The organism is Flavobacterium jejuense (assembly GCF_006491595.2).
Lineage (GTDB): Bacteria > Bacteroidota > Bacteroidia > Flavobacteriales > Flavobacteriaceae > Flavobacterium > Flavobacterium jejuense.
Genome location: NZ_VEVQ02000005.1, coordinates 96,874 through 109,937, shown reverse-complemented (window position 1 = coordinate 109,937; position 13,064 = coordinate 96,874). Strand labels below are relative to the sequence as shown.

Here is a 13,064-nt window from a genome sequence, read left to right as displayed (position 1 = left end):
TTATTTTAATTTATTTGAAGCATTCAATTCATTTAATTTATCATTCAAATATATAATGAATTCCTCTTGTGTTTTAATTCCGTTAACTTCTTGTTCCCAAGCTCCTAAAAAGTAGAAAGATATTTCATTTTTAGTTGGTTTAAACTGAATTAAATGATCGTGTTCACCTTCAAAAGTGCTTGCAACTGTTTCTACTTCGTAAAAAATAGCCATTCCTAAGTCATCTGGAATAAGGGTTTGTTCACCATAAGTAGCTATATAAGCCCATTTTTTGTTATCACTATCTTTTTGAATTAAAGGAAGATTGTTCAATTTAACAATTCCTGTACAAATCCCTTCTAAACCTTCTGAATTTTGAATCGTGTGTTTGGTGTATCTTTCATCAGCTGAAATAGATAAAGTCGATGTTAAGTTTGTTTTTTGATTATTGGTTTTCCAACCAAAATAATTCACTTTCACAACCGATTGATGCTCTAAATTTTCAACCTTAGCAAAAGTAGAATCTACTTCTTTAAAATGAACAACTTCTTTGTTTACATATCTTCCAATAGAACCTATACCCAAACCTTTTCCTACTTTTAAAATATCAGAACCCCAAGCTTGTGGTTTATGATAAGAATCAAATCCATCTTGACCCACTTTAGATAAAACCATAGTATCAGTAACTTTACCAAAAATATCAATGGCATTTCTCCAATCTAAATACAATCGGTATCCAATTTTATTACTCTCCCAACCTGGACCTTCATATCTAATAAACCAAGAATGATCTGTATGTTCGGCAGGAACTTTTAAACTATTTACATTTTTAAAAGTACCTTCTAAATATTCTCTTCCCTTCCAATGGCCACCTTCTTTTATAGAAAGTTCAGCATACGTTTTTGGAGTGTTTTCAACTGCAACAACTGGCTCTTCAACAGGAGTTGTTGGTTCTACATTTTTTTTACAAGCTATTAAACTAGATAGCACTAAAATACCTGTAATTAATTGATTTTTTTTCATTCTATATATTAATTCAATTTAAATTGTTGATCTAAAAAACGTGTTATATAAGACACTGTATCATCAAACCAAGGTTCAAATAACCAAAACGTATGAGGACTATCTTTAATTTCTTCTACTCTATTGTAAATTTTATTCTCATTAAGTATTTTAATCATATCATCTCTTCCTGCATGAAACCTATCATATTGACTGTTTATAAAAAGTATTGGAGGCGTTTTTTTGCTAACATGACTTAAAGCAGAAGCTTCCTCCCAAATTTCTGGTTTTTCTTCATAGGTTCCTCCTAACCATTTTGCAGCATAACTACCTTCACTAGATTCTGGGTGATGAAAAGCTAAAACACCATCTAAATTAATAATCGCTTGAAATTTTTCTGGATATTTTGTTCCTAATAAAGAAGCCATCTGTGCACCAGATGAACAACCTAAAACACCTATTTTAAGAATATCAACATTAAATTTTGAAGCATTAGTCTTTATAAATTCTAAAGCATCTAAAATATCATTTATAGAAGCTGGATATTGCGCTTCTTCAGACAATCTATATTGAATTGAAAAGCAATTATATCCTTTTTTGGCAATATTTTGAGCTAAAGGTCCAAGCATTGATTTATTTCCAGATGCCCAACCTCCACCATGAATCAATAGTATTGTTGGTAACTTTAAGTATGATTTATAAAGATATGCATCTAAATGCAAAGATATTTTTTCATTTTTAAAATAAATAACATCACTAGTTTCTTGGACTAAAGAATCCTTTACTGAATTAGTAATTTTAATAAAAGGAAACTTTTTTAATTGTTTTTTGTATTCTGATGAAGTATTATAAGAAAGATTTCTATTAACTTGAGAATAAACACAACTTATGCTGATCATTGATATAAATAGAAAAATTGTAGCTGATTTATTCAATTTAAATTACAATTAAAATTTTACGTAATCGATTACACAAAAATAAGAAATGTTTTAAATATATCAGAATATCTTGCTCTTTTTTTTCGATTTTTTAATTTAAAAAGGATGAATTTTATGTAAAATATATAAAAAAGGGCTAAAAAAATGAAATATTACAAATATTATCGTTTTCAATCTTGAATAAAAATTATATATTGAATTTATTCATTGAATAAAGCTTAATATAATATCCTTTAAACCATTAAAAATTATGATTAATGTATTTTTTAATCTTATTTTTTTAAATATAATTATTTATTAAGCTAATGTGTTATTTTTTTAAATATTTTTACATAATCGATTACGAAAATTTTTAAAACAATTAACAACTTAATTATTCACAATTTAGTCATGAAAAAATTTCTACTTCTAATTTTAGTTTTTACTACTATGCATAATAGTGCACAGACAGTAAACATAACTCAAGTAACACCTTGGCTTGAATCTGCTTACATTACTTGGGAACCTATTACTGATGTTGATAGTTATAATGTTTATTATACAGGAGGAGGTTTTACTAATCAATTAATTGATATACAGTTAATTCGCTATTATGGTTCTTATTTCAGGGCTGATATAATTGGTCTAGAAGCAGGAAACTACACTTTTAAAGTTGTACCAGTAACAGCTGGTGTTGAAGGAATTGAAACTAATTCAAATTCTGTCGCTGTTTTAGCTCATGATAGAAGTGGTTTTGCTCATAGTAATGGGAAAATTCCTGGTGCTTATAATCTAAATGGTACACTAAAAGCAAATGCAGTAGTTTTATATATTACTGAGGATACTAAAAACACTATTTCATTAACTGTTACAGGTGCAAATTCTAACCCATGTGTAGGTTTGCAAACTATTTTAGATGGTTTTAAAAAAGGATATGACAACAGACCTTTGTCCATTAGATTAATTGGAAACATCACGGATTTAAATTATATGCTTAATGGTGATTTAGTTATTGAGAATAATAACAATGTTTCGGGTGCTATTACATTTGAAGGAATTGGTTCAGATGCTTTGTCTAATGGTTGGGGCTTACGAATTAAGAAAGGATCAAATATTGAAGTTCGTAATTTAGGATTTATGCTAACAGATGCTTCAGAGGGTGATAATATTGGTTTACAACAAGATAACAACTATATATGGGTACATAATTGTGATTTATTTTATGGTAGTCCAGGAAGTGCCTCTGATCAAGCAAAAGGTGATGGAGCTTTGGATTGTAAGAAATCCACTTATATAACTTTTTCCTATAATCATTTTTGGGATTCTGGTAAAAGTTGTCTTTTAGGGTTAAGCGAAAACACAACAACAGGTTTGTATATAACATATCATCACAACTGGTTTGATCATTCTGATTCAAGACATCCTAGAGTACGCTATTATTCTGCTCATGTTTATAATAATTATTTTGATGGGAATTCTAAATATGGAACAGGCTCAACTTTAGGTTCTTCTATCTTTATGGAAGGTAATTATTTTAGAAAATGTAAATATCCAATGTTAATTTCTAAACAAGGAAGTGATGTTTTAAATGGTTCTCCAGGTACTTTTTCAAATGAAGATGGTGGTTTTATTAAAGCATATAATAACTTTATGATAGGACAAACAAGTTTTCTTCCTTATGATGCTATTACAAATTCTTCACAATTTGATGCTTTTGTGACTAGTAACAGAAATGAAACTATTAGCAATAGCATTGTTTCTTTTCAAGGAGCAAATGCTTATAATAATTTTGATACTAATGCAACATTATATGTTTCTAGTTTAGTAACAGATGATCCTACAACTGCTAGAGATAAAACCATTCAACATTCTGGACGTGTGTCAGGAGGAGATATTTCTTATACATTTAATAATTCAGTTGATGACACATCCTATGCAGTAAATACTGGGTTAATGACGTTGTTAACGACCTATACTACTCAGTTAATTTCAGTTCAAGGAATAACATCAACTGCAGGCAGTACTCAAATATTGAACATTCCAAACAATAATGATCAAACAGTTCTTACAGGAAATGCAATTAGTCCAATAGTTTTTAGTTGGGGAGGAACTGCAACTGACGTTACAGTTACAAATTTACCTGTTTCAGGAATTACTTTTGTTAAAGATATACCAAATAAAACAGTAACCATCTCTGGAACTCCAAATGCAGATGTTAGTTTTACTGTTAGTACAGTCGGTAGTACAGGAACACCAATATCTGGAACAGGTTCTATAACCGTTACTGATGGTTCTAATTTGGGAAATGAAATTCACAATTTTACAACTTCAGTTCTTAATAGTTCTTTTTATACTTTTACTTCTGCTAATATGAATTCCAATACAGGATCAACAACTTATGAAGGATTGACGTTGACTGCAAGATTAAAGATTGAATCATCAACTAATATAAGTTACACTACTCCAGCTGTTTCTACTTTAACATTAGTATTAGATCCGACTTTTAATGGAACTATTAAATTAGATAATGTTTCTTACACAGCAAACTCAGGATTAGTTACAATACCTTCAATTCCAGCAGGTAATCATGCAATAACAAAAGGAAGCGTTGCCAATTTATATTATATAAAAACAGAATATGCAACCTTAAACACAACTGCTTTTAATAAAATTGATTTATTGTTATTTCCAAACCCTGTATCAAATGAATTAAGAATTTTGAATTCCAAAGCCTTTGCCATAGAAAAGATTAGTGTTTATAACATGTCTGGAAAATTGATTCAAGATTATAAAGGTAATACTGAAGCAATTGATATGAGTAATTTCACTTCTGGAAATTATATTATTAAAATCCTTACTTCTGAGGGAAATATTAATAAAATAATTATAAAAGAATAGTTGTATTAGCTTTAGGTATTAAAAAAAGAGGTTAATCCAAATATTTGGATTAACCTCTTTTAAATTTAGAATATGATGTTGATTTAGTTAATTATAATGTTATTTATTGACAAGAAATAAAACATATAATTTCTGATTGCCAAAATTGTTATATTTCAATTATGTTTTTACAAAGTGGTTTTACTTTTATGTTTATAATAAATCATTAAGAGAAAACATTTACAATGCTATTTTTAATTCATCAATATATTTTATATAAAAAAGCAGCATATTTTCATAATCTACTGCTTTTATTACTAATTAACTCAAATACGTATGTAAGATTACAGTATTATTTTAACTGATTTTTTACCTTCATTAGATTCCATATTAATTATATAAAAACCTTTAGTTAATTCAAAATTAGTATCTATAGAAGTGTTTAATGATTTTATTAATTGTCCAGTAAGACTGTAAACATTTACTTTAGTTTCCGAAGTAATATTTGATAAATGAATTTGATTGTCAGCTCCATAAACGTTTACACTTAGTCCATTTTTAAATGCATCTGAATCCAAAGTGGTTGTTCCTAAAGCACCAGTAACTTCAATTTTATATAAATTACTAGATTGGTCTCCATAAATATATAGATTAGTTGCACCACCAGTATAAGTTGTTTGCAAAATTAATCCATCTGAAGAATTAGTTCCTGCAAGTGAACCAACTATTGAGCTACCATCAGTTACATATAGCGTTCTAGTTCCTGAACCACCAGTTCTAAACCATACTGTAATAGTACAGTTTCCTGCTGTTGCAAAATAAACATAACGTTGTGTTGGCATTGCCTGAAAAGTTGATCCAGAATATCCAGCACCATTTAATTTAAAACGATTAGCTCCTGCATAAGTATCAGGAAATGTTTTTGGACTAGCTTCTATAATACCAATATTATTTAATGATGAAACACCCATATAAATTCCTAAATTATCATTGATTTCATTTCCTGCAATTCCAGTACCATCTAAAGGCCAATTTGTGGTGTCATTACCAAAATCCCAAACTTTTGTTTGAGCGATTGAGATACTTGAAAAAAGTACCAAAGTAAAAATTGAATAAAGTAGTTTTGTTTTCATAATTTTTGTTATTTATATTTCGTAATCGATTAAGTAAATTTAATTATTTTTTATATATAATAAAAATATTAGGTTTATTTTTTAGTATTATTAAAAGGATATGTGATTTATTTATATATATTAATTTTTGATGAATTTGATTAACTCCATCGTATCATTAAATTTTATATGGCATATATATGTTCCATTAGATAGATTTTCAATACCAATTTTTAAAGTTTCATTTGCATTTAATCTTTTATCAGAATGGCTTATTATTTTTTGTCCGTTTAAAGTATAAACGTCAACAGAAACATTATTTGAAATTGCTATAGAAAAATGGATGTTTATTGTTTTCTCAGCCATAGAAGTATAAAATTGAAATGGCTGGTTATCATTTGATGCTGTATAAAGACTAGCACAATCATTTGGAGTAACAACACCAGCTCCAGTTACTTGTAATGTTGCACCAGCTCCGCAAGTAGTATCCGTTAATAATCCTTCTACTTCATTAACAGGAATGGGAGTTGTACTATAGCTAGGAGCAGAAACTGTTCCTACATTAGAAACTCCATTAAGACAATTATTGAATACTAATGAAACGGTTCCTCCATCACCACTATAATTAGTATAAACATTTGAAATATTTGTAAAGTCTGTATTTTCAACATAACAGGTTGTATTATTTGCTCCACCACCTAAACCTAAAGCTTTAGCATTAGAAACTGCTGTATTGTAATAACAACTTACTAAATGGAGTTCAGCATTTCTTGCTCTAGGCATTCTTTCTTTACAACCACTAGCCCAATAACAATTTTGAAATGTAATACTATAGTTACCATCTGATGGAGCATCACTTGAAGAAGAACCAACTAGATTTGTAAATCTATGGTCATTTGACCCGCCAGAACCTCCTGAAATTGGTGCTTTCAAATAAGTGAATTTACACCAAGAGATGGTTACATTATCAGCTGATCCTTTATTATCAAAATTACCATCCATTCCATCTTGAAACTCACAATGATCGACCCAAATATTGGTTCCTTCATTGGTTAAATTATCTCTCCCATCCACATCATAAGCTCCAGGTCCTTCAAAAATAAGATTACGAATGATTACGTTATTTGAATTAGGCTTAATATTAAGAATACCTGAATTTGCAGCAGATGTAGCAGAATTTCCTACAATAATTTGTATATTTCTAAGTTTTGCTCCTGGTAAACCAATAATCGTCTTGTTATTCAATTGAACACTTGTATAAGTACAATCAATTGTTCCAGAAACTAAAATGACAGCATTTGTGGTAGAAGTTGATAGTAAAGCGTTTTTAAAAGCTGTGTATGTTGATACAGTAACTGGAGTTGCATTTCCACCTCCAGTTACATTTGCTCCAAAACCTTGCGGAGTTGCCATATAATAATTTTGTCCAATACCATTTTGAATGCTTAAAGAAAAAAGGACAAATAGGATGATTTTTTTCATTTCATTAATTTTTTATACTTGAAATAGTTATTAATACTGATTAAAAGGTTACTAATTTGAAGGATTTTTGAGCTCTATCAGATTTAGCTACTACAATCCAAATACCTGACCCCATCTCAAATGTTGAATTAAATCGAGTTTCTAATGATTTTACTAATCTTCCGTCAATTGAATATACATTGATAGTTGTATTTGATTTTACATTTGAAACTATAATAGTATTTGCATAAGAATAAATATTTACTGAGGAATTATTTTCAAATGTTAGATTATTAAGAACATCTTCAGCAATTAATTGTGGAAAAGGATCCCAACCATCATTTCCTTGCGTAAAATTTAAAGTAGTAATTGCGGTTCCATCGTTTAATGTTGGAGTTGTCAAAGATGTTGACCAATTGGCTCTTGTAGGTGTATTATTTACTCCCGATTGTTCGATTGTTCCATATTCATACATTCCACTAGAAATTCCACCTAAAGTGTTCTGCCACCCCAATGGCATAATTAATGAATTGCCTATTGAACCTGGATAATTGGATGTTTCAATTATAGTATTATAAAAAACAACCTCACTTGTGTTGGCTTGCCAAGGACGTCCAAAATAACCTGGTTTTGCGCGATAAGTTGATGCTGTTTCTACTAAAGGTTCTGCAGAAGTAATAGTACATTCATACATTAAATAACCTCTTCCCGAACTTTGTTGTGCAGCTGTTATATAAGCTTGATCGTTAGATTGATCACTTACATTCATTGTTAAATTAGATTGATAAAAAACCACATCCATAGCTCCAAAAATGTAGTCTACAGCACCCATCATATCTCCTTTGTAGACAGCAATTCTGGCTCCTGTTCCTCCATAAAAAGAATCTTGACGCCCTACTACTCTACATTTATTTAATATAACTTTTTGCGTATTATTCTTTATTGCTATTGCTGCTGCTCTTTCGACTAAAGTCCTATTTTGTACACTTATATTTCCAGCATTTGTTGGTCTTGGACCAGGACTTCCGGAAGTCCACATTTGAACAATATCTTGAGCTTCTTTATTTGAAATATATTGATTGAATGAATTTTCGAATATAATTCCTTCCGCTTCAAAACCGTCTGCTCCTACTACTACAGTTGCATTCCAAAAAGAACCATTTGTAGTTCCCGCACCAACATTTTGATAGGAAGCATAACCATTTTGCATATTGACATTTAAAACATCCTGATGCCATTTTTGATCTGAAGACATACTATAATAGGTATAACCATGACCATAATAAGAAGTGACTCTTACTGCATTTGAAGAAATATCAACACCAGCATTTAAAAGATTTGTATCTGGAGTTGTAGAAGCATTTTTTAAAGTTACCAAAGGTTCATTAATTACAAGCATTTCTTCATAATTACCTGGATCAATAAGTACTGTTACTCTATCAGTACTTGTTCTAACCATTTTAGAAATAGCTTCTAAAGCATTATTAATCGTTTGATAATCTTTATTCAATCCAACAGTTATTACGGAACTATATGGAATACTTCCTCCAATTTTAATTTCTGTAAAATAAGTAGTTCCTGCAAAAGCAATGTTTACAAATCCTGATGTTGAACCTGTATAAATATATTCAACATTATCTGTAATTGAAGTTGTATTTGTTGAATTTACTGTACTAATTGGTGCTCCTCCTTCAATTGTGAAATTAGCAGCATAATAGTAAGTTATAGATATTTTTTCTCCTGGGTTAATAGGAACTTGAATTGTAGCACCTGATTGCCCTATTAAATGTCCCTGACTAATAGAATTAGATATATTTCCTGTAAAAAGTAAGCCTTTGTAGGAAGAAACTGCATTTGTAATCACTTGGTCATTAAATGGCCAAACAGTAACTGGAATAAAATTCAATGTTTTTGATGTATCTGATCCATTTACTGATAAGTTTGAAGTTAAATCTAATTCAAAAGGGGAATCATTCAAACCACTAGCTTTTACGGTATATGTTCCATCTCGTAAAGTTATTCCTGAAATAGAACTAAAACTATAGACATATCCATTTTCATTTAAATTAGTGAATGTAAGTTGTAAATTACTTTCTTGAGTAGTAGTTAAACCTGTAGTTGTAACAGCAACATTATAAACTGGTTTTAAAGTAAAGTTTAAATCAGAAGTAGTATTTGATGCAGGAATAGTTATTGTATTTGAAGTTAAATCATAATCATTAACTCCATTGGCAGTAATTGTATAAGCAATATTTGCCTCTAACATAACAGAGTAAGTATTTGTTGTTGTATTAATTGCTGGTATAGGTATGTAAACTGTTGCTGGTGTAGCTTCATAAGATAAGGTCAAATTTGAAATATCTGTTCCTAATCCTATTATTGATCCAGTTACTTCAAATAACGTAACTTGAAGAATTGTGATGTCATGACTAAATGTTGGAGCTGTTACTGAAGTTAAGTCTAATGTACTTCCATTAGTAATTATATAACCATTTGCATCAACTAAACTTATATCATATGTATAACCTATTGGTAAATTAACATCATAAGTTCCATTTGCATTCATCGTAGAAGTCCATGATTTACCTCCAGCGTTAGTATAAACAACTGCATAATTACTTGGAATTCCAGCTGCTTGAGTTAAATCTATGTTTCCAGATACAGTTGTATATATTGCTGCTTTTCTTGTAATTCTATAGAAACTTGCTTTACCATTAGCAGAATAAATTTTAAAAGTCCCAGTATTTTTGGCTACAAATTTCAATTCTGTTATAGCTCCAGTATCAAAAGTTGGAGTTAATAAATCAGTTTGTGTAGTTGGATTTGTTTCATCTACAAATGTAAAATCACCACCAGCGTCAGTTCTAGCAAAAATTGAAACTTCATCATCTTCATTTAATGTCATACTCATGTAACGATTTGTAGGAACATTACCAGATAAATTTGGTGTTCCATTACAGTAAACTCTTCCGGTATAGTCAACAACACTTGCAATATTTTCATCCTTTCTAGTAAGATTTATATTTGTTGTTCTTAATCTATCCCCAGAATTTCCAATCCATGATAACGCTCCAACAGTAAAACTTACTGGAAAATTATTACCATTACTTCCTACCACTATTGCATTATCATACCATGAATTAATTACGGTTTCATTCAATAAATTAGTATAATTATTAGTATCTAATTGTGCTGCTCCAAAATCCCAAACATCAGTCATAACAACAGTAACAGGAACATTTGTTACTGCGATTGCTGGAGTATACGCATTGCTACCACTCATAATAAAATATAAAGTAGTTGCTCCACCAACATAATTAAACTCATAATAACCTGTTTGATCTGACATTCCAGAGTGATTATCTAAATCAACATCTATTAAACCTAAATTACTACCTCCTAAAGTAGTTCCCCCACTCATTGTTCCTGAACTATAAGTTGAACCGTAAAAACGAATAGTATTGTCTCCACTAACAACATCAATTTCTAGAGAGTTACTATTTTGAAATACAACTCCATAATCTGAACTATGCCATTTAGAAGTTGCTGCTTGTGTTCTTATTTTTCCATCAGGACTTGTTGTTGAAGTCACTGGATCCCATTGAGTACCCGTGTTAGTAAATGTTGACTGATCACCTAAATTATAGGTAGTAGTCGTTTGTCCTTTAACAAAAAAAGTAACAAAAAAAAGAGTTATAATAAAACTCAGAGTATTTTTTTTCATCGTAAAAAAATTAGAGGTTAATATTGTGTAATAGATTGTATTTTTTAGAAAAACAACAATTTTAAAATTATTTAATTAAATCAATTAAATTTTTTATTTATTGAAAAAAAACTATCCATTTAAATAAAAAAACTTGTCATACTGAAACAAAAAGATTATTATGAATTCATGTACAACAAGTTTTTTAACTAAATCAAATTATATTAACTAATAACCATAATCGTTTGTTAAAGTACCATTACTTCCATCTAAAAACACTTGCCAAATTGGCCAAAACTGTCTATTATCAGGGTCAGTAGCTGTACTGTATAGTGATGTAATCTTTGAATCATTTAAATTATCCCATTGATAAGGAGTATAGTCTGGTCCAGGATCTGTAGTTTCATTTCTATTTAATCCGTATATAATTAATGTTTCATTATCTGCGGCATATTTATAATATAAAGTAGATGGAACATTGAAATAATCACCTGCACGTTGTTGAAGATCAAACATTTTATTTTTTGCTTCACTTAATTTTGTGCTTAATAAGTTCCAGCGAATAAGTGCTTGTTTGCGTTCCATCTCTCCTGTAAATTCATATTTATGTTCTTCAACAATAGCATCAAACATTGCTGGTTTACTTCCTAATGCATTTACATATGCATCCACTTTTGTTGCATGTAATGAAGGGTCAAAAGCTCTCATTCTTATTTGTTTTAAATATGGAGCAGCTGCACTTGGTCCTTCAAGTTCGTTAGCTGTTTCTGCAGCCATTAATAAAATTTCTGCATAACGCATATATATTTTATTAACTCCATCATCATTTGAGGAAGTAACATCTCTAGTCATCCATTCATAACGAAATTTACCAAAATACCATTTATTTAATGCACTTAACTCTTGTTTTGCAAATAAATTAGTAGCTGAACCGTATAGATAAGGAACACAGGTAACATCTCTTCTATCATCTGACTCATCATAATCATAAAAAACAATTGGAAGTGGGCCTGCTTGCCCTCCTCTATTATTTCCACTTGATTGATGCTGATCTTTATTGGTATGTCTTATTGCAAACGTAAATAACATACGCCCTCTTCCTGCTGAAAAAGGGATTTCCCATAAAGATTCTCCACCAGCTTGTATGTTTTCTTCATTATATTTTCTCCATAATCCCTCAAAAGAAGGTTCCAACATAGCTGTACCACTATTAATAATAGATCTACATTCATTTAATGCTAGAGTATACATATTTTGAACAGAAAGTTCTTGGTCATTACTTCTTCTTACTCCATCAGGATATTGTTGATATCCTGAAGCTGCTAATGCTAATCTGGCTCTTAACCCTTTTACAAATGCTTTATTTACTCTTTCTACTATAGAAGTAGTTGCACTACCATTAGGCCAAGGTATTAATTCAGAAGCTTCCCCTAAATCCTGAATAATTTGCTTGTAAATAATATCTCTGCTTGATTTTGGTATGTATAATGTTTCAGAATTAATTGGTTCAAATCGTGCTGGTACATCTCCCCAAGTTTTCAATAAATCTGCATAGTATACAGCTCTTAAAGTAAGTGCTTCTCCTAATAAATAACCTAATTCTGAACCAGGTGTGGGATTTCCATAAGTACGTAAACCTCTAATGCAAACATTAGCGCGATCAATACCTTGGTACATTTTATCCCAAGCATTATTAGAAGTGTTCATTTGTGTATTATTTGGTAATGTATTATAATTACACAAAGTAGCATTATCGTTTGATGTAGATTCAGATGAATTATACCATTCTATATCAGTATTCATTCCATACCATGGTAAATATCTACCTCTATAAGAATTCGTTTCTCCAAAGGGAATTTTTATACCATTTACAGCACCTTCCGCTAATCCTGGAGTTGAAAAAATTACAGATTCGTCTAAAGTTGATAACGTTTCAGAATCTAAATAATCATCATTACACGATATTAAAAGTGAGCTTATGATTATTGCAAAAACTAATATTTTATTTTTCAT

At 30.0% G+C, this 13,064-nt stretch carries 7 protein-coding genes; 1 reads left to right on the top strand and 6 read right to left on the bottom strand.

Translation table 11 applies throughout. The annotated features are described in order from the left end of the window. Together FIA58_RS09050 and FIA58_RS09045 are read right to left on the bottom strand one after the other, a co-directional pair. A complete protein-coding gene (locus FIA58_RS09050) occupies window positions 1-1,002 on the bottom strand; it encodes a DUF4861 family protein (RefSeq protein WP_140962162.1) in 1,002 nt (333 codons plus the stop codon). A gap of 8 nt (window positions 1,003-1,010) precedes the next feature. Beyond that, window positions 1,011-1,880 carry an alpha/beta hydrolase gene (locus tag FIA58_RS09045; protein ID WP_140962161.1) on the bottom strand — a complete coding sequence of 290 codons (870 nt, stop codon included), beginning with the start codon at window positions 1,878-1,880 and terminating at the stop codon, window positions 1,011-1,013. Window positions 1,881-2,309: 429 nt separating this feature from the next. Between FIA58_RS09045 and FIA58_RS09040 the strand changes: the two genes are divergently transcribed. Then, entirely contained in the window at window positions 2,310-4,796 is a 2,487-nt protein-coding gene (locus FIA58_RS09040) for a pectate lyase family protein (RefSeq protein WP_140962160.1), read from the top strand. Window positions 4,797-5,119: 323 nt separating this feature from the next. Here the strand turns inward: FIA58_RS09040 and FIA58_RS09035 are convergent, their stop codons facing one another. The 4 genes from FIA58_RS09035 to FIA58_RS09020 form a co-directional block, all read right to left on the bottom strand. Then, entirely contained in the window at window positions 5,120-5,908 is a 789-nt protein-coding gene (locus FIA58_RS09035) for a T9SS type A sorting domain-containing protein (RefSeq protein ID WP_140962159.1), read from the bottom strand. A 120-nt stretch (window positions 5,909-6,028) separates the two neighbouring features. Beyond that, window positions 6,029-7,369, bottom strand: a complete 1,341-nt coding sequence (locus FIA58_RS09030; protein WP_140962158.1) for a pectate lyase family protein — start codon at window positions 7,367-7,369, stop codon at window positions 6,029-6,031. Between the two features lie 40 nt (window positions 7,370-7,409). After that, window positions 7,410-11,072: a pectinesterase family protein gene (locus tag FIA58_RS09025; RefSeq protein ID WP_140962157.1), complete on the bottom strand. Its 3,663-nt coding sequence runs from the start codon at window positions 11,070-11,072 to the stop codon at window positions 7,410-7,412. Between the two features lie 207 nt (window positions 11,073-11,279). Continuing rightward, window positions 11,280-13,064: a RagB/SusD family nutrient uptake outer membrane protein gene (locus FIA58_RS09020; RefSeq protein ID WP_140962156.1), complete on the bottom strand. Its 1,785-nt coding sequence runs from the start codon at window positions 13,062-13,064 to the stop codon at window positions 11,280-11,282.

Coding starts and splice junctions, on each gene's coding strand:
- FIA58_RS09050 (WP_140962162.1), bottom strand. CDS start 1,002: ATGAAAAAAAATCAATTAATTACAGGTATTTTAGTGCTATCTAGTTTA.
- FIA58_RS09045 (WP_140962161.1), bottom strand. CDS start 1,880: ATGATCAGCATAAGTTGTGTTTATTCTCAAGTTAATAGAAATCTTTCT.
- FIA58_RS09040 (WP_140962160.1), top strand. CDS start 2,310: ATGAAAAAATTTCTACTTCTAATTTTAGTTTTTACTACTATGCATAAT.
- FIA58_RS09035 (WP_140962159.1), bottom strand. CDS start 5,908: ATGAAAACAAAACTACTTTATTCAATTTTTACTTTGGTACTTTTTTCA.
- FIA58_RS09030 (WP_140962158.1), bottom strand. CDS start 7,369: ATGAAAAAAATCATCCTATTTGTCCTTTTTTCTTTAAGCATTCAAAAT.
- FIA58_RS09025 (WP_140962157.1), bottom strand. CDS start 11,072: ATGAAAAAAAATACTCTGAGTTTTATTATAACTCTTTTTTTTGTTACT.
- FIA58_RS09020 (WP_140962156.1), bottom strand. CDS start 13,064: ATGAAAAATAAAATATTAGTTTTTGCAATAATCATAAGCTCACTTTTA.